The organism is Mycobacterium sp. (assembly GCF_049683355.1).
GTDB lineage: Bacteria > Actinomycetota > Actinomycetes > Mycobacteriales > Mycobacteriaceae > Mycobacterium.
In genome coordinates this window covers 1-18,464 of sequence record NZ_JBAUJB010000082.1, presented here as the reverse complement: position 1 = coordinate 18,464, position 18,464 = coordinate 1, and the positions used below count along the sequence as shown (strand labels likewise).

At 68.2% G+C, this 18,464-nt stretch carries 15 protein-coding genes; 8 read left to right on the top strand and 7 right to left on the bottom strand.

The annotated features are described in order from the left end of the window. Nucleotides 1-428 (top strand): tRNA (cytidine(34)-2'-O)-methyltransferase (locus WA944_RS05245; protein ID WP_526646482.1); only part of this gene is annotated, 428 nt, incomplete at its 5' end. A gap of 1 nt (nucleotide 429) precedes the next feature. Here WA944_RS05245 and WA944_RS05240 read toward each other — a convergent pair. The 4 genes from WA944_RS05240 to WA944_RS05225 all read right to left on the bottom strand — a co-directional run bounded on the left by WA944_RS05240 (nucleotide 430) and on the right by WA944_RS05225 (nucleotide 6,615). Then, on the bottom strand, nucleotides 430-1,071 hold the full coding sequence (locus tag WA944_RS05240; RefSeq protein WP_526374144.1) for a nitroreductase family protein: 642 nt from the start codon (nucleotides 1,069-1,071) through the stop codon (nucleotides 430-432). A gap of 33 nt (nucleotides 1,072-1,104) precedes the next feature. Then, complete coding sequence (locus WA944_RS05235; RefSeq protein WP_526374145.1) at nucleotides 1,105-4,431, bottom strand: DNA polymerase III subunit alpha; 3,327 nt, start codon at nucleotides 4,429-4,431, stop codon at nucleotides 1,105-1,107. Between the two features lie 44 nt (nucleotides 4,432-4,475). Continuing rightward, on the bottom strand, nucleotides 4,476-5,501 hold the full coding sequence (locus WA944_RS05230) for a GGDEF domain-containing protein (protein ID WP_526374146.1): 1,026 nt from the start codon (nucleotides 5,499-5,501) through the stop codon (nucleotides 4,476-4,478). A 244-nt stretch (nucleotides 5,502-5,745) separates the two neighbouring features. After that, a complete protein-coding gene (locus tag WA944_RS05225) occupies nucleotides 5,746-6,615 on the bottom strand; it encodes a MaoC/PaaZ C-terminal domain-containing protein (protein ID WP_526609861.1) in 870 nt (289 codons plus the stop codon). Between the two features lie 97 nt (nucleotides 6,616-6,712). Here WA944_RS05225 and WA944_RS05220 point away from each other — a divergent pair, with 97 nt between their 5' ends. Beyond that, nucleotides 6,713-8,719 carry an SDR family oxidoreductase gene (locus WA944_RS05220; RefSeq protein WP_526609859.1) on the top strand — a complete coding sequence of 669 codons (2,007 nt, stop codon included), beginning with the start codon at nucleotides 6,713-6,715 and terminating at the stop codon, nucleotides 8,717-8,719. Between the two features lie 5 nt (nucleotides 8,720-8,724). Then, a complete protein-coding gene (locus WA944_RS05215) occupies nucleotides 8,725-9,753 on the top strand; it encodes a nucleoside hydrolase (RefSeq protein WP_526375662.1) in 1,029 nt (342 codons plus the stop codon). Here the strand turns inward: WA944_RS05215 and WA944_RS05210 are convergent. Beyond that, a complete protein-coding gene (locus tag WA944_RS05210) occupies nucleotides 9,744-11,276 on the bottom strand; it encodes a DNA polymerase Y family protein (RefSeq protein WP_526609866.1) in 1,533 nt (510 codons plus the stop codon). The genes WA944_RS05215 and WA944_RS05210 overlap by 10 nt on opposite strands. A gap of 35 nt (nucleotides 11,277-11,311) precedes the next feature. Beyond that, nucleotides 11,312-12,007 (bottom strand): DnaE2-dependent mutagenesis accessory factor ImuA', encoded by a 696-nt coding sequence (imuA', locus tag WA944_RS05205; RefSeq protein WP_526373859.1) that lies wholly within the window; start codon nucleotides 12,005-12,007, stop codon nucleotides 11,312-11,314. Nucleotides 12,008-12,244: 237 nt separating this feature from the next. Between imuA' and WA944_RS05200 the strand changes: the two genes are divergently transcribed. Genes WA944_RS05200 through WA944_RS05180 form a run of 5 tightly spaced genes read left to right on the top strand, consistent with a single transcriptional unit; the run spans nucleotide 12,245 to nucleotide 17,431 of the window. Then, nucleotides 12,245-13,246: an alpha/beta hydrolase gene (locus tag WA944_RS05200; RefSeq protein WP_526373858.1), complete on the top strand. Its 1,002-nt coding sequence runs from the start codon at nucleotides 12,245-12,247 to the stop codon at nucleotides 13,244-13,246. Nucleotide 13,247: 1 nt separating this feature from the next. Beyond that, complete coding sequence (locus tag WA944_RS05195; RefSeq protein WP_526373857.1) at nucleotides 13,248-14,081, top strand: SDR family NAD(P)-dependent oxidoreductase; 834 nt, start codon at nucleotides 13,248-13,250, stop codon at nucleotides 14,079-14,081. A 9-nt stretch (nucleotides 14,082-14,090) separates the two neighbouring features. Continuing rightward, on the top strand, nucleotides 14,091-15,011 hold the full coding sequence (locus WA944_RS05190; protein ID WP_526646480.1) for a ferritin-like domain-containing protein: 921 nt from the start codon (nucleotides 14,091-14,093) through the stop codon (nucleotides 15,009-15,011). Between the two features lie 3 nt (nucleotides 15,012-15,014). Continuing rightward, nucleotides 15,015-16,514 carry a flavin-containing monooxygenase gene (locus WA944_RS05185; RefSeq protein ID WP_526608631.1) on the top strand — a complete coding sequence of 500 codons (1,500 nt, stop codon included), beginning with the start codon at nucleotides 15,015-15,017 and terminating at the stop codon, nucleotides 16,512-16,514. 11 nt (nucleotides 16,515-16,525) lie between these two features. Next, nucleotides 16,526-17,431: a MerR family transcriptional regulator gene (locus tag WA944_RS05180; RefSeq protein ID WP_526373689.1), complete on the top strand. Its 906-nt coding sequence runs from the start codon at nucleotides 16,526-16,528 to the stop codon at nucleotides 17,429-17,431. A 191-nt stretch (nucleotides 17,432-17,622) separates the two neighbouring features. Here WA944_RS05180 and WA944_RS05175 read toward each other — a convergent pair. Continuing rightward, a partial coding sequence (locus tag WA944_RS05175; protein ID WP_526646478.1) for an HNH endonuclease signature motif containing protein occupies nucleotides 17,623-18,464 on the bottom strand: 842 nt, incomplete at its 5' end.

Genomic DNA, 18,464 nt, shown 5'->3' with positions numbered 1-18,464 from the left:
CGAATACCGGCAATGCGATCCGGATGGTCGCCGGAACCGGCTGCGAACTGCATCTGGTCGAACCGCTGGGATTCGACCTGTCCGAACCCAAGCTGCGCCGCGCCGGTCTGGACTATCACGACCTGGCGTCGGTGACCGTGCACCCCGATCTCGACACCGCCTGGGCCGCGCTGATGCCGGCGCGCGTGTTCGCGTTCACTGCGCATGCCACCACGTCGTTCGCCGAGATCGCCTATCAGCCAGGTGATGTGCTGATGTTCGGTCCGGAACCCACCGGGCTGGATCAGGAGACGCTGCGCGACCCACATATCACCGGACAGGCGCGGATTCCGATGCTCAGCGGGCGCCGGTCGTTGAACCTGTCCAACGCGGCGGCCGTCGCGGTCTACGAATCGTGGCGCCAGCACGGCTTTCCCGGCGCGGTGTGACCTACCAGGTGTCCCAGTGGGTGAGCTGCTCGGCAGGCAGCCGGGTGGCCCGACGGAAGTCGGTGCCCTTCGTGTACGCGATCGGGAACAGCCCGGCCTGGCTGTAGTTGTCGAACGGGATACCGAGAATGTCGGCAGCCTGCTTCTCGCCGTCGCCGAGCAGGTGCAGCGTCGTCCACGCCGACCCCAGCCCGCGGGAGCGCAACGCCAGCATGAAGCTCCACACCGCGGGCAGCAGGGAGCCCCAGAACCCTGCGCTCTGACCCGATGGGGTGTCGAGCGGTTTGCCTTCCAAGCACGGGATCAGCATCACCGGAGCCCGGTGAAGATGCTCGTTGAGGTACTTCGCCGAGTCCTCGACCCGAGGCCGCTGCTGGTCGCGGATGTCACCGGTTTTCGGCTTCTCCATCGACAGGTACGGCGTCGCGTTGGTCCGGTAGATGTCGGCGATCGCCTTCTTCTTGTCCGGGTCCTCGACGAACACCCATTGCCAGCCTTGGTTGTTCGAGCCGGTGGGCGCTTGCAGCGCGATGTCGAGGCACTCCATCAGAACCTCACGCGGGACCGGCTTCTCAAAATCCAGCCGCTTGCGTACCGAGCGCGTGGTGGTCAGGACTTCATCGGCAGACAGGTTGAGGGTCACCTTGCGAGACTACCTTCGGCAAGGATCGTCGAGTCACTGGAAGTCGCGGGACTTGGACGCCACCCGCATGCTGAGCTGTCCCATCCGGTCGGCGATCACGGTGACCGCGCCGGTGGCGTTCTGCACGATGCCGCGCACCACCAGCGCCGACGCCGTCTGCGCCAGCCTGCGATGACGCGACCACACCCCCGGCGAGCACAGCACATTGACCATCCCGGTCTCGTCCTCGAGGTTCATGAACGTCACCCCCTGTGCGGTGGCCGGCCGCTGCCGGTGGGTGACCGCCCCCGCCACCAGCACCCGGGTGCCGTCGGGCACCGACAACAACTGATCGGCAGGGACCACACCCAGGGCGTCGAGGTCCTCCCGCAGGAACTGGGTCGGGTAGCTGTCCGACGAGACGCCGGTCGCCCACACGTCGGCGGCGGCCAGCTCCAACTCGGTCATCCCGGGCAGCGACGGGACATGCGACGCCGACCCCACACCGGGCAGCCGATCAGGGCGTTGGGTGGCGGCAGCGCCTGCGGCCCACAGCCCTTCCCGCCGGGAGACCCCGAAACAGCCCAGCGCCCCGGCGGTGGCCAACGCCTCGGTCTGCGGCACGGACAGTTGCAGCCGGCCGGTCAGGTCGAGCAGAGAGGCAAAGGGGCCGTTGGCCTTCCGCTCCTCGACCAGGCGCTCGGCCAGCTCGACGCCCAGATGCCGGACACTGCCGAGGCCGAGCCGCACCTCCAGGCCGCGGTTCTCCAGCGTGGCGTGCGCGAGGCTGGCATTGACATCCGGGCCGTGGACGACGACGCCGTGCCTGCGAGCATCGGCGACCAGAGATTGCGGGGAGTAGAAACCCATCGGCTGCGCCCGCAGCAACGCGGCACAGAACGCCGCGGGATGGTGCAGCTTGAACCACGAGGAGTAGAAGACCAGCGACGCGAAACTCAGCGAATGACTCTCCGGGAAACCGAAATTGGCAAAGGCTTCCAGCTTCTCGTAGATCCGCTCGGCCACCTCACCGGTGATGTCGTGCTTCTCGGCCATCCCGTCGAAGAACCGGCCCCGCAGCCGACGCATCTTCTGCGTGGAACGTTTCGACCCCATCGCTCGGCGCAGCTGGTCGGCTTCGGCCGCGGAGAATCCGGCGCAGTCGACCGCCAACTGCATGAGTTGCTCTTGGAACAGCGGAACACCCAACGTTTTTCGCAACGCCGACTCCATCGACGGATGCTCGTAGGTGACCTGCTCCAGACCGTTGCGCCGCTTGATGTACGGGTGCACCGAGCCGCCCTGGATCGGCCCAGGACGGATCAGCGCCACCTCGACCACCAGGTCGTAGAACACCCGCGGCTTCAGCCTGGGCAGCGTAGCCATCTGCGCCCGCGACTCCACCTGGAACACCCCGACGGAGTCCGCGCGTTGCAGCATCTCGTACACCGCCTGCTCGCCCAGATCCAGCTTGGCCAGGTCCACCTCGACGCCCTTGTGCTCGGCCACCAGGTCGATGGCGTAGTGCAGCGCCGAGAGCATGCCGAGACCGAGCAGGTCGAACTTCACCAAACCGATTGCCGCGCAGTCGTCCTTGTCCCACTGCAACACACTGCGGTTCTCCATCCTCGCCCACTCCACCGGGCACACATCGGCGATCGGACGGTCACAGATCACCATGCCGCCGGAGTGGATGCCCATGTGCCTGGGCAGGTTGGAGATCTGCGTGGCCAGGTCGACCACCTGGTCGGGAATGCCCTCCACGTCGGGTGAGTCGGCCAGACCGTTCCACCGGCTGATCTGCTTGCTCCAGGCATCCTGCTGGCCTTGGGAGAACCCGAGCGCCCGAGCCATATCCCGCACCGCGCTGCGCCCGCGATAGGTGATCACGTTGGCCACCTGCGCGGCGTACTCCCGGCCGTAGCGTTGGTAGACGTACTGGATCACGTTCTCCCGCAGGTCCGATTCGATGTCAATGTCGATGTCGGGCGGTCCGTCGCGGGCCGGCGACAGAAAGCGTTCGAACAACAACTCGTTGGCCACCGGGTCGACGTTGGTGACCTTGAGCGCGTAACAGACCGCCGAGTTGGCCGCCGAGCCCCTGCCCTGGGCCAGGATGTCGTTGAGACGGCAGAACCGGATGATGTCGTGCACCACCAGGAAGTAGCCGGGGAAATTCAACTGTTCGATGATCTTCAGTTCGTGTTCGATCTGGGCGTACGCGCGCGGGGCGCGCTCGGGCGGGCCGTAGCGGTCCCGCGCGCCTTCGGCGACCAGGTGCCGCAGCCAGCTGATCTCGTCATGGCCCTCGGGAACCTCGAACGGCGGCAACTGCGGTGCGATCAGTGCCAGACCGAAAGCGCACTGCTCGCCGAGTTCGGCGGCGGCCGTCACCACCTCGGGGCAGTGTGCGAACAACTGCGCCATCTCCTCCCCGGAGCGCAGATGCGAACCGCCCAGCGGGGCAAGGAAGCCCGCCGCTTCGTCCATGGACCGCCGGGACCGGATCGCCCCCATCGCCATCGCCAAGCGCCCCCGTGACGGTTCGGCGAAATGCGCACCGGTCGTCGCGACGACGCCCACCCCGAACCGGGGGGCGAGCCCGGCCAGCGCGGCGTTCCGCTGGTCGTCGAGCGGGTGGCCGTGATGGGTGAGTTCGACGCTCACCCGGTCACTGCCGAACCGGTCGACCAGATCAGCAAGCGCCGCTGCGGCGGCCGCAGGACCACCAGCGCAAAGAGCCTGCCGGACATGGCCTTTGCGACAGCCGGTCAGGATCTGCCAGTGCCCGCCCGCCGCCTCGGTCAGCGCGTCGAAGTCGTAGTGCAACCTGCCCTTCTGCCCACCCGCCAGATGTGCCGCGGCCAACTGCCTCGACAGCCGCCGATAGCCTTCCGCCCCCCGCGCGAGCACCAGCAGGTGGGGCCCGGCCGGGTCGGGTTCATCGGTACGGCTGCCACCGCCCAGGGACAACTCGGCACCGAACACGGTGGCCACATCCAGCTCCCTGGCCGCCTCGGCGAACCGCACCACCCCGTAGAGCCCGTCGTGATCAGTCAGCGCGATCGCCCGTAGATCCAGACGTGCGGCCTCCTCCACGAGTTCTTCGGGTGTGCTCGCGCCGTCGAGAAAGCTGTAGGCCGAGTGGGTGTGCAGCTCGGCGTAGGGCACCGAACTGGGCACTGCCGAGCCCTCCGACCGTCGGGCTTGGTATTCGCCCCGCTTGCGCGACCACGCCGGACTGTCCCCGCCGTCGCCGTGCGGTTCTTCCAGCCCAAGCCCGCTGCGGCGCGGCTTGCCTCCCCCGGCGGGCCGGGGCAGTCGGCCATTGAGGACGCGCTCCATCTCCGACCAACTCGGCGGTCCGTTGTGCCAACCCACACCGCCAATGTATCGAACAGACGTTCGATAGTCGATCCGGCGTCTCAGGCGGTCTTGTCGTCGGTGCCCGGCGGATAGCCGTCGTCGTCGTCCTCGGCCTCACCGAGCGTCGGCCGCAGCACATACCGAACCTGGTTGCCTCCGGCCATCCGCGCCTGTTCGATCGCCGTCGTGGCGATCGCGATCAATCTGTCGACCACTTCGTCGGGGGGTTCGGCCGCCAAAGGCGAAAGCGGTGTCACCACCACGCCGATGCTGGCCGTCAGCCGCTGCGGCGTGGCGGCGATCGCGCCGCGGATCCGCTCCACCAGCGGCGAGGCGTCGGCAGTGGTGAACGTGTCGGCGACGAGGAAATCGTCGTCGGAGATGTGGGCGACGATCGCGTTGTGCCGGACGGTCTCCCGTAGCGCCTGGCTCACCGTCACGCGTGCCCGGTTGCCGCCACGGGAGCCCGACAGGCCGAGCAGCAGCGAGAAGCTGTCGATGTTGACCGCCACCACGACCAGATACCGGTCGTCGCTGCGACTCCGCGACGCCAGCAATGTCGCGACGCCGCGGTAGAAGGCGTCGCGGTGCAACAGACCGGTGAGTTGCTCGATGTCCCCGTGGAAGGCGTCTGGCTGGATCAGCTTGATGCCCGACCGGCAGGCGAACGCGATGAAGACGTTGAGCAGCATCACCACACCCACCGCGCACCCGGCCAACGCCGGATCCGTCGAGACCAGTTGCATGAAGAGCACGCCGAGCACCGCCAGCGCGACCGTCCAGGTGAGCACCAGTAACCGCGCCGTGTGGAAACACACCACATACCCGGTCAGCACCACATAGGTCGTGGCGGCCAGAAAACCGAGGACCGGGCTGGACACGATGAGGGCGGACACCCCGATGGCGAACGATCCGACGACCACGCCGGCCAGCGACAACGCCCGGGTGGGCCAGTGGTGCCGCAGCCACAGCACTGCCATCGCCAGGCAGGACACGCCGATGGCCACGGCGGCGATCTGCGCCTGCATGCCTTGGGGACCGAGCGGACTCGCCATCAACACGACCGGGATCAGCCCGAGGCTCACCAGGCAGACCGCGACCAGCCGACACGTCGGCGTCTGTAGCCCACGCCCAGTGAGGACCGCAGTGAACCAGTAGTACTGATCAGATCGCCACAGCGCAGGACTCAACGATGCAGCGGAAGCGATCCGCAAAGCATCAAACATTCACCCACCCCGGTTGCACACGCCCTCAGAAAGGACCAAAACCCCCCGCACTGGCGAACGCTACCAGTCCAGCAAACCGATTCACAGGGTCAAGATCGGCGACTCACTCGCTGAACTCGGCCGTGCCGTCCTCGAGCACCGGGCGCGCATCGGAACCGTCAGGGTTGGCGGCCTCGGTGCGGAAAACGGCCCGGCCGGATTCCACCCGCCAGATCGATGTCGTCAGCAAATCGCCGGGGACGACCGGCGAGGTGAAACGGGCCGAGATCGCCGTGATCTTGGAGGCATCGCCGCCACCCAGGTCGGCGACCAGCGCCCGCCCGGCGACGCCGTAGGTGCACAGGCCGTGCAGGATCGGCTTGGGGAACCCGGCGAGCTCCCGGGCGAACCAGGGGTCGCTGTGCAGCGGGTTGCGGTCCCCCGACAGCCGGTAGATGAGCGCCTGGTCCTCGCGGGTGGGCAGGGCCACCCGGGCGTCCGGTTCGCGCTCCGGGATCTCGGGTGCACTCGGACGCTGACCCGGTTGCCCCCCGAAGCCGCCTTCCCCCCGGATCACCAGGGTCGTGAGCGTCTCGGCGACCGCCTGACCGCTGTCGGGGTCGCTGCCGGTGGCCTTGAGCATCACCACCGCGTTCTTGCCCTCCCCCTTGTCCTGGATGTCGGCCACTTCGCAGACGACGCTGAGCTTGCCGGCCGGGGTCAGCGGCGCGAACACCCGGATGGATTGCGAGCCGTGCAACAGCCTGCTGAAGTTGAACGTCCCGATCTTGGTGGCGGCGGCGAACGGCGAGCAGGCGATCACCGCATAGGTGGGCAGCACCTGCTGTTCGATCTCGTGGCTGTTCTCGGTGGTGAAGGCGAGGTCACCGGTGCCCGCTCCCACTCCCAGCGCATACAGGAGCGTGTCGCGGTCGGTCCACTCGAAGACCTGGGGCGGCGTCGTGGCGCCGATGGCGTTCGGTTCGATGGGCATGGACGCGAGGTTAGCGTGCGCACCGGAGGCCAGCATTGACCACCTTGGCCGGAGGCCAGCATTGACCTTTGCCCGGCGGCAGGTGACCATGTGTCCCATGCGCTATGTCGTTACCGGCGGTACCGGGTTTATTGGTAGGCATCTGGTGGACCGGATCCTGGCCCTGCCGGGCAGCGAGGCGGTGCACGTGCTGGTGCGCCGGGAGTCGCTGGGCCGGTTCGAGCGGCTGGCGCAGCGTTGGGACGAGCGGGTGAGGCCTCTGGTCGGTGACCTGACCGCTCCCGACCTGGGGCTCACCGACGCGACCGTCGCCGACATCGGCCGGGTCGACCACGTCGTGCACTGCGCGGCGATCTATGACATCACCGCCCCGGCAGACCGGCAGCGCGCCGCCAATGTCGAGGGCACCCGCGCCGTGATCACGCTGGCGCGGCGACTGGACGCGACATTGCACCACGTGTCCTCGATCGCGGTCGCCGGAACGCACCGCGGGGTGTTCACCGAAGACGACTTCGACGTGGCGCAGGACCTTCCGACGCCGTACCACCAGACCAAGTTCGAAGCCGAACTGCTGGTGCGGTCGGCCGACGGACTCCGGTACCGGATCTACCGGCCCGCGGTGGTCGTCGGCGACTCCAGGACCGGTGAGATCGACAAGGTCGACGGTCCGTACTACTTCTTCCCGGTGCTGGCCCGGCTCGCCTCGCTGCCCCGTTTCATGCCGATGGTGCTGCCCGACACCGGGCGCACGAACATCGTTCCCGTGGACTTCGTAGTCGACGCGATCGCCACGCTCATGCACCTCGACGGGCGGGACGGCCAGACGTTCCATCTGACCGCACCGAAAACGATCGGACTGCGGGGCATCTACCGCGGACTCGCCCGTGCCGCCGGGCTGCCGCCGCTGGCCGGCTCGTTGCCCCGCGCGGCGGCCACGCCGTTCCTGCAGGTGACCGGGCGGGCGAAGGTGGTGCGCAACATGGCCGCCACCCAACTCGGCATCCCCGGTGAGATCCTCGACGTCGTCGACCTCGCGCCGACGTTCACCTGCGAACACACCACCGAAGCGTTGCAGGGAACCGGAATCGCGGTTCCCGAGTTCGCGTCCTACGCCCCGCAGCTGTGGCGACACTGGGTGGAGCACCTCGACCCCAACCGCGCCCGGCGTGACGACCCCCGCGGACCGCTGGTGGGCAAGCATGTGATCATCACCGGCGCGTCCAGCGGCATCGGACGGGCGTCGGCGATCGCGGTGGCCGCGCGCGGCGCCACCGTGTTCGCGCTGGCGCGCAACGCCGAGGCTCTCGACGGGCTGATCGCCGAAATCCGTGCTTCCGGTGGTGAGGCACACGCATTCACCTGTGACGTCACCGATTCCGCGGCGGTGGAACACACCGTCAAGGACATTCTCGGCCGCTTCGGCCACGTCGACTATCTGGTCAACAATGCCGGACGGTCGATCCGGCGGTCGGTGGTGGCCTCCACGGACAGGTTGCACGACTACGAGCGCGTGATGGCGGTCAACTACTTCGGCCCGGTCCGGATGGTACTCGCGCTTCTTCCGCATTGGCGCGAAAGGCAATTCGGCCATGTGGTGAACGTCTCCAGCGCCGGGGTGCAGGCCGGCAACCCGAAGTACAGCGCCTACATCCCCAGCAAGGCCGCCCTGGATGCGTTCGCCGAGGTCGTCGGGACCGAGACGCTGTCGGATCACATCACGTTCACCACCATCCACATGCCGTTGGTCAAGACGCCGATGATCACCCCGTCGCGTAGGCTCAACCCGATGCCACCCATCTCCGCCGAACACGCTGCCGCCATGGTGGTCCGAGGCCTGGTGGAGAAGCCCGCACGCATCGACACACCGATCGGCACGCTGTCGGATCTGGGAACCTATTTCACCCCGAAGCTGTCCCGTCGCGTGCTACACCAGCTGTACCTCGGCTACCCCGATTCCGCTGCGGCACGCGGTGTTTCGCACGTCGATCCGCCGTCGCCGTCGGCGCCGCGCCGTCCCAGGCGCCCGGTAAGGTCGGGCCCCGCACTCCGGGTTCCCCGCTCGGTCAAGAGGGTGGTGCGGCTGGTTCCCGGCGTGCACTGGTGACCGGGGTGCGACAACCGGTCTTCCTCGACGTCGACACCGGGGTCGACGATGCGATGGCGCTGGCCTACCTGTTGGGCAGCGTCGAGGCCGAGCTCGTCGGTATCGCCTCGACCGCGGGAAATGTTCCGGTGCACCAGGTCTGCCAGAACAATCTGGCCCTGCTGGAACTGTGCGGGGTCACCGATGTGCCGGTGTCGATGGGTTCGCAGAACCCGCTGCAGACCCCGCTGCGCACCGCGGAGGACACCCACGGGCCGTACGGCCTGGGCTACGCGCGGCTGCCTGCACCGACCTCCAGCGTGACCTCATACGATGCCGCCGAAGCGTGGCAACGGGCCGCACACGCCCACCCCGGCGAGCTGATCGGGGTCGCCACCGGACCGCTGACCAACCTGGCACTGGCGTTGCGCGCCGACCCCACACTGCCGAAGCTGCTCAGACGACTGGTCATCATGGGCGGCGCGTTCGACTACCGCGGCAACACCACCCCGGTGGCGGAATGGAATGTCAGTGTCGACCCGGAGTCGGCGGCAGAGGTGTTCGCGGCGTGGGACTCCGATGTCGGTCATCTCCCGATCGTGCTGGGGCTGAACCTCACCGAGAACGTCGCGATGACTCCGGAGCTGTTGGGCCGGCTGGCGGCAGCAGCCGGGTCCTCCTGGACCCCGATGTCCGCCGACGACGACCGCGGCACCCGGTCGACTGCCTCCAATCCGCTGATTCGGGTACTCGAAGACGCGATGCGGTTCTACTTCGAGTTCCACCATGACCAGGGCGAGGGCTACCTGGCACACCTGCACGACCCGCTGGCCGCCGCGGTCGCGCTGGACACCGGGCTGGTCCGGTATCGCGCGGCACCGGTCGACGTCGAGCTGACGGGCACGCTGACGCGTGGGATGACGATCGCCGACTGGAGCGGGCGATGGGGCCGGGAACCGAACGCGCTCATCGGTGTCGACGTCGACCCTGCGGCGTTCTTCGACCGGTTCATCTCCCGGGTCGGCGCGTTCGCCAGCCAGCTGGATCACTCGTAGACACCCTCGAGGTACCACCGCCGCTGCCGGTAGCACAGCAACAGGGCCTGGTCACTGTCGAGCAACACCTGCGCTCGAGCGACCCGACCGCTCCTCGCATCCGCAGAAGCCCACCAGCGTTCGTCGACGGGCCACGGTCCGGCCCACCACGACAACCGCCCGCCGCGCCCGGGTGCGTCCAGCCGGAACGGGGCCGCCGAGAACACCCCCCGCGCGGTGACCCGCACCGGGTCACCTTCGGCGTCGAACAGTTCGACCGGATCGTCGAGCAGCACACTCGGCGACGGCTCCGGGAGCCGACCCGGCCACGGCTGATCTGGATCCGCTTGGGGCACAGGCTCGTCCCCGAGCGCCGCGAGCGTGATGCGTTCAGCCGGGCCTCGCCCCCCGCTGAGCACCGGAACCTTGACGGCGTCGGGGCCCAGCAGCCCCTGCACCCGCACCAGTGCCCGCCGCGCGCGTAACCTGTCCTCCTCACCGACTCCTCCCCACAGCGGCAGCTGCAGGGCCTCTGCCGACACCACCTCCACCGGACGCAACCGAAGCACCGTGACCGGCGCGCAGGGCCGATCGCTTTCGTGTCGCCGATTCAGCCAACCGTCCAACTGCCAGCGCACCCGGTCTGCGGTGGCGTCCTCGGTCAGCGGCTCCGCGCACCGCCAGACACGGTCCAGCTCTTGTCCGTTGGCGGTCACCGCGTGGATCGCCAGCCTGGTACAGCCCACCCCCGCGGCCTCCAGGCTGCGGTGCAGCATCCCGGCCAGCGAACGCCCGGCGAAAGCCGCGGCATCCACCCGGTCGATGGGTGGGTCGCAATCCATCACCGCATCGAGTTCCTGTTCGGGCTCCCGCCCCGACGGCGGCCGGGTGGGCTCGCCGCGGGAGAGGCGGTGCGCGGCTACCGCGTCGGCTCCGAACCGGGAGGACACATCGCTTCGGGACAGCTCGGCGAACTGTCCGATCTTGCGGATACCCAAGCGCCACAACAGATCGACCAGGCTCTCCCGGGTGACGGGCGCCAGGCTCGGTTCGGCGGCCAGCTGCCGGACCGACATTTCCGAGAGAAACAGGGCATCCTCACCGGGTCCGATGATCCTGCCCGCCCGCGCGGCGAACACGGCGGTGGGCAGCTGGTCGGCGATACCGACCTGGCACTCCACGCCGGCCGCGGCCACCGCGTCGACCAGCCGTTCGGCGGCGGCCTGCTCGGACCCGAAGTACCGGGCGGCGCCGCGCACCGACAAGGCCAGCAGCCCGGGACGCAGCACCTCGGCCCGCGGCACCAGCTCGTCGACCGCGGCCGTGACGTGCTCGAAGTGCCGGGCGTCGCGGCCGGGGTCAGCGGTGACGACGTGCAATTCCGGGCAGCGGGACTGTGACTCACGACGACGCAGCCCTCGTCGCACACCCGCTGCGCGCGCCGCAGCCGAGCACGCGATGACCCGGTTGGCCAGCGTGACCGCGATCGGCACCGTCGAGGGCAGGCCGACGGCTGTCCCCGCGGCGACGGCGGGCCAGTCCATGCACCAGAGCGCCAGCACCCTGGAACCGGCCACGGCTAGCCTCCCAGCGCACGCGCGGGGCGAACCGGACGTCCTCTGGCGCGCATCGCCAGCCGGACCCGGCAGATCCGCCCGAAGCCAGGGCTCCCCCCGCCTGCGATCTCATAGCCACCGACGTACGCGTCCAGCCGGGTGGAGGCCCCCTGCCAGTCTCCATCGGTGACGAGCAGCGTGCATCCCCGCTGCCGCGCCCGGGCGACCACCGCCCTGGCCCGGGTCGGCGGCACCGACCGGCCGCCCAGACCGAGGACCACCAGATCCATCCCGTCCATCAGGACCGCGGCCACCTCGACCGGGTCAGCTCCCGGTTCCGGGATGACGGCGATCCTGCTCAGGTCCGCTCCCATCTCCACCGCGGCGAGCAGACCGAGGTCCGGCTGGCCGATGATCGCGGCGTGACCGCCCCCGGCCGTCACCGCCGCCACCATGCTCAGCTCCAGCGACCGGGCCCCCGACAGCACCGCCACTGTTCCGCGGGGAAGCGGGCCGACGGGCAGCTCAGCCGCGAAATCAGGTGCCGGCAGCAAAGAATCCGGGGCGGGTGGGGGGTCGGTGGGCGGGGGTTGCACCCGGTGGCTTCCCCCGCCTTTCGCGGCCATCTTCTCCGACACCGAGGCCATCCGCCTGCGCAGCTGTTCTACCTGCTCAGCGCGGTGCGACCGAGGCCTGTCCACGTTCACCGCCAATGCCACAGCAGCCCCTCTCGCAACACCTGACCCAGACACTGTGTTCGAATGTACGTTCGACAGCCTCAGTAAACACCCCACCCCCGACAGCGTCAACCGAGGTTCCCTCACGTTGAGACTGCGTCCACGGCGTAGAAGTGCGAGTGACTCGCGCCGCCAGCGCAGTATGAATGGACCGGCAGACAGGTGCAGTGTCAAATGTTGACATTGACAAATGTCACCATTGGGGATGTACTCCGAAGCGTGCCCAATGACGAGCAGGCATCTCCCCTGCCAGAGCGAGGGTCGCTGCGCTCCCGCAGTGCCGTGGTCATCAGCAGCCTGACACTGCGCCAGATCAGCAGCGTGCTCCCGGCCGACCGGGCATGGGGCCTGTGGACCTCGCGCCAGATCGTGGCCCGGATCATGGATGCCTTCGGGCCGTCGCTGGCCGGGACCGAGGTCGTCCACGTCGACACCAGGACTTCCGCCGGGCACCGGGTCGTCGGCGAGTGGGTCTACGGCAACGGCGTTGCCCGACAGGGCAAGCACACCGCTCGTGCGATCTACTTCGTCCACGGCAGCGGCTACGCCTTGTGCTCACCGCGAACCCATCGCCGCCTCACCTCATGGCTGTCGCAGCTCACTGGAATCCCGGTCTTCAGCGTCGACTACCGACTGGCCCCGCGGCACCGGTTCCCCACCGCAGCAGACGATGTCCGGCATGGGTGGCAGTGGCTGACCGATAAGTGCGGGGTCCCTGCTGAGCAGATCGTCGTCGCCGGCGATTCGGCAGGGGGACACCTCGCCGTCGACCTGATGCTGCAACCCGACGTCCGCCATCCCGCGGGTCTCGTGCTGCTCTCCCCACTGGTGGATCTGACGTTCGGCCTGGCCCGATCTCGCGAACAGATGTCTCCCGATCCCGCGATCCGGTCCCGCGACGCCGCACGCCTGGTCGAGTTGTACTGCGCGGGAATCAAACCCACCCATCCGCGGCTGGCACTCGACGTCGCGGGCGGACGGCCGCTTCCGGCCACGCTGATCCACGCCGGCGGTGCGGAGATGCTCGCCGCCGACGCCATCACCCTCGCCGACGACCTCGCCGCCGCCGGCGGCCGGTGCGACCTGCGGATCTGGCCCGGCCAGGTACACGTCTTCCACGCCCTGCCCCGGCTCACCCCCGAAGCCGCACCGGCGATGCGGGAGGTCGCCGCATTCGTCACAGATGCGCTGCGCACCAACAGCATCGGACAGGTGAGCTGACATGCTGGGTCTCTTCGGATCTCCGAAACGCAGCCACGACGCCGACGCGGTGATCACCGGTGCGGGCAGCGGCATCGGCGCCGCGTTCGCCACCGAACTGGCCCGCCGCGGCGGACGCGTGGTGTGCAGCGACATCAACCTCGAGACCGCCCGCGTCACCTCCGATGTGATCGAAGCCGGCGGCGGACGGGCACTGCCGGTCCAGTGCGACGTCACCGAGATCGAGCAGGTGCATCAGCTCGCCGAGCAGGCTCAAACCTGGTTCGGCGGCCCACCGACGCTGGTGATCAACAACGCGGGGGTGGGCGCCGGTGGAGCCATGATCGGCGAGTCCGACCTCGCCGACTGGACGTGGGTGCTGAACATCAACCTGTGGGGACCGATCCACGGCTGCCACGTATTCGCCCCGATCCTGCGGGAAGCCGACCGGCCGGCGGGCATCATCAACGTCGCCTCGGCGGCGGCGTTCGGCGCCGCACCCGGCATGGCCGCCTACAATGTCAGCAAGGCCGGCACCCTGTCCCTGTCGGAGACCCTGGCCGCCGAACTGGCGGGCACCGGCATCAACGTCACCGTGTTGTGCCCGACGTTCGTCAAGACCAACATCGTCGGCGCAGGTCGGATCTCGTCGAAGTCCAGCCAGCTGGCCGACCAGCTGATGCGCTGGACCGGCATCTCCCCCGAACGTGTCGCGCGGGCCTGCCTGGACACCCTCGACCGCGGCGGCCTCTACTGCATGCCGCAACCCGAAGCCCGGATCGGCTGGGGCATCAAGCGTTTCACTCCGACGGTCTACACCCGCGCCGCCGGTCTCACCTCTCGCGTCACCACCTAGGAGGAACAGATGGCAATCGACATGGATGTCATGCTGGCGAAGATCAAGGATCGTCAGTGGGCGCTGGCCGACATCGACTGGGACGCTCCGGGTGCCGAGATGATCACCGACGAGATGCGGCCCAAGCTCAAGGCGTTCATGGCCGACCTGTGCTGGATCGAGAACGTCGGCGCACGTGGGTTCGCGGCGATGGCCAAGAAGGCGCCGACGCCGACGATCGCCGAGATCTACCGCTACTTCCACGCCGAGGAACAACGGCACGCCAACGCCGAACTGGCCCTGATGAAACGGTGGGGCATGCTCGACGACGGCGAGATGCCGGAACCGAATGTGAACATCCGGCTGGCGATCGACTGGCTCGACACCTACGCCGACGACATGTCGCTGTCGATCCTGGGCACCGTCATCCCGATGCTGGAGGTCGCACTCGACGGCGCACTGCTGAAGTTCCTGCTCGAAGAAGTCCACGACCCGGTCTGTCACCAGGTGTTCGAGAAGATCAACAACGATGAATCCCGGCACATCGCCGTCGATTTCGAGGTTCTCAACATGATCGGCCAGGCCGATGCACGCCGGCTGCTGGTCCAGTTCGTCGGCAACGTCGCCACCCCGGGGGTGGTCATCGGTGCGCTCATGTACATCCCGCTGCTGAACCGGATGCGCAACAACATCGTCGACATGGGTCTGCAGCCCGAGAAACTCTACAACGCGATGAAGCGGTTCAAAATCCTCGGCGAACGCAGCGAGAGCACCTGGCGGGTTCCGACATACCAGATCCTCAAGCTGCACGCCCGCATGGTCGTCAAACCCAACAACCCGTACCACTGGGTGGCCAACCCGATGGTGTGGGCGTCCGACTACTACCCCAAGGCGCTGCTCAAGCCGATCCCGTCGTGGTTCAAAGAACTCACCCACGAGCCGGCGGCCTGAACCATGGCCGCCACACACATCCACGACACGCTGATCGTCGGCGCCGGCTTCACCGGCCTGGGTACCGCGATCAAACTCAGACAGGCCGGGGTCGACGACATCGTCGTCGTCGAACGCGCCGACCGCGTCGGCGGCACCTGGCGCGACAACACCTACCCCGGGGTGGCCTGCGACATCCCGTCACTGCTGTATTCGTTCTCGTTCGTCAAGAACCCGACGTGGTCGCGGGCGTACCCGTCAGGCGCGGAGATCAGCGGGCACATCGAGGATCTGACCGATCAGCACGGGCTGCGGCCGTTGATCAGGTTCAACACCGAGATCACCGGGTTGAGCTTCGACGAGGACGCCGGGGTGTGGACGGCGACCACCAACGGGCGCAAACGGTTCCAGGCACGCACCGTGGTGCTCGCCGGCGGTCCGCTGGCCGATCACAAGCTGCCCGACATCCGTGGCATCGACACCTACCGGGGTCACAAGATCCACAGCGCGGCCTGGGATCACGACTACGACTTCACCGGCAAGCGCGTCGCGGTGATCGGCACCGGCGCGAGTGCCGTGCAGATCGTTCCCGAACTGGTCAAGACGGCCGAGTTCGTCAAGGTGTTCCAGCGCACCCCCGGATGGGTGCTCCCCCGCCTGGACGTCCCGATGCCGGCGGCGGTGCAATCGCTGTTCGCCAAGGTGCCCGCCGCCCAGGAACTGGCCCGCCAGGCGTTGTTCTGGGGCCACGAGGCCAGCGCCACCGCACTGGTGTGGAACACCCCGTTGAGCCGCCTGGTCGGCCGGCTGGGCAAGGCATATCTGCGCCGCAGCGTCGCCGACCCCTGGCTGCGCCGCCAGCTCACCCCGGACTTCACCCCCGGCTGCAAGCGGATGCTGATCTCCAGCGACTACTACCCGGCACTGCAACGCGACAACTGCAAGCTGATCGACTGGCCGATCGCCACCCTGAGCCCGGCCGGGATCCGCACCAGCGACGGCATCGAGCACCACCTCGACGCCATCGTGTTCGCGACCGGGTACGACGTGCACCTGTCCGGGCCGCCGTACCCCGTCACCGGGCTGGGCGGGCGGTCACTGCAGCAGGAGTGGGCAGGTCACGCCGAGGCGTACAAGAGCGCGAGCGCGCACGGCTATCCGAACCTGTTCTTCATGTGCGGGCCGAACTCCGGGCCAGGGCACAACTCGCTGCTGGTCTACGTCGAGGGACAGCTGGACTACGCGGTCACTGGGATCACCACGATCCTGAACGAGAACCTGCGCTACCTCGACGTCCGCGCCGAGGTCCAGGCCCGTTACAACGACCGCATGCAACAGCGGCTGGCCAGGACCACCTGGATGTCGGGCTGCAACAGCTGGTATCTGACCGCTGACGGATTCAACGCCTCGATGTACCCCGGCTTCGCGACGCAGTATCTTCGACAGATGCGTCAGTTTCAGTTCGAGGATTATCACGCGGTCGCACATGACGTGCGCCCGCGGGTTGTCACCTCGACGGCCTGAGATGTTCTGAGATGTCCACCGCCAGGCAGCCCCGCCCGCCCAGCGGGCCGGTCCCGGCGATCCTGCGACGAATCCGCCGCGGATCCCGGGATGTGGTCGAGGCCGCGGTGTCACAGCTGTTCGACGCGGCCGTGCAGCCCCACGGCGTCGCGGCATCCGGCGAGTACCGCATCGAGGACCTCGCCCGACTGGCCGGCACCACCACCCGCAACGTCCGGGTGTACCGCGACCGCGGCCTGCTGCACCCGCCGCTTCGGGTGGGCCGCATCGTGCTGTTCAACGACACCCACCTGACCCGGCTGCGGTTGATCACCTCGCTGCTGGATCGGGGCTACAACATCGCCCACGTCAACGAGATGCTGTCGGCCTGGGAGCAGGGCAAGGACGTCGGCGACATGCTGGGCCTGGAGTCTGCGATCTCGGGCAGCTGGGCCACCGAGAAGCCCGAACGGATGTCGCTCGCCGACGCCAAAAACCTGGTCGACGACGAACCCGGCTTCGACCGGATGGTCGCCCTCGGGGTGATCAAGCTCGAGGACGACGGTGTCGACGCCACGGTCATGCGGCCGAAGCTGATCGAGGCGTTCAACGAGATCCGGCAGTACGGCGTAGCCACCGACAAGCTGATCGACATCCACGAGCAGATCGCCCCGCTGGTCGATCAGATCAGCGACATCCTGGTGCGGGCGGGAGTGGAGCACATCGGCGACCGCCTCAACCCCGGGGCGGAGCTGCCGCCGGACACCGAGATGGCGGAGATGGCGGAGATGATCACGATGCTGGTGCGGTTCCGCACGGTGGCGGTCTCCGCCGTGACGGCGACGCTGGCGTCCTCGATCGAGGCGAACGTCGAATCGGTGGTGGCAGCCGTCCTGGCCCAGTCCCTGGAGAGCGCGGCCCCGGACACTGAGGCCTAGGACGGTTAGCAACGCCAACGTAAACGAGGCTGCCGAACCAAAACCCGACCGCGAGGTGCACCCGTTTCGGCGGCGATCACTGAGGTCGCGCGGTCAGGTGATCCGTCGGTTGTGGATGTCGACGATCACCGTCGCCGCGTCGAGAAGGGGTTGCTCACCGCGTGTGTGCGGAGCGACGTAGTCCGCACCTGTCAGGCTGCTTGCTGGTGAGGTGGCGCGGGTCCACCAGGTTCGCCGGCGTTGTTGATCGGTGATGGGTTGCCCGGCTCGGGGTCAACAGGTTCAGGGGTGACGGGGTCTGGGTCCACCGGGTCCGGTGCGGATAGCTCTGCGCCGATCGGCGCAGGGGTGACCGACTCAGGGTCGATCGGCGGCTCGGGGTCAATCGGTTGGGGGTCGTCGCGATCGTCCTCAACACTCTGGGAGTCGACACGCTCACGGTCACCGGGTTCGCCTGTGTTGTTGTGGCTTTGGGGTTGTAGTTCGTCAGACCGGAGTAGGGCTTCGGGGCGGTGGTGGTAGTTGATCCGGCTTTGGCCGGTGTCCAAGGGTGGTGGCGGGATCCATTCGACCTCGCAGCGTTCGTTCATCCGGGTGCGCCAGCCGCCGTCGGTGTCCACGGCTCGGTTATCAGGCCCGCACGCCAAACCCATCTCGTCGACGTTGGTGTTCCCGCCGTCAGCCCAGTCAGCAGCGGCGTGATGGACCTGGCAGCCGTAGGCACCCACGGTGCAGCCCGGTTTGGTGCAACCCCCATCGCGGGCGATCAGCATGATCCGCTGCGCCGGGGACGCGACCCGTTTCGCCCGGAACAACGCCAACGCGGACCCGGTGGCTTTGTCGAACACCGCCAGGTGATGGTTGGCGTGCGCACCCATCCGGATCACCTCGGCGATCGGCACCACCGTGCCTCCACCGCTGACACCGACCCCGGCGCGGGATTCCAGATCCTGCAGCGTGGTGCGGATGATCACCGCCACCGGTAACCCGTTGAGGGTGCCGAGTTCCCCGCTCATCAACGCGATCCGCCCCA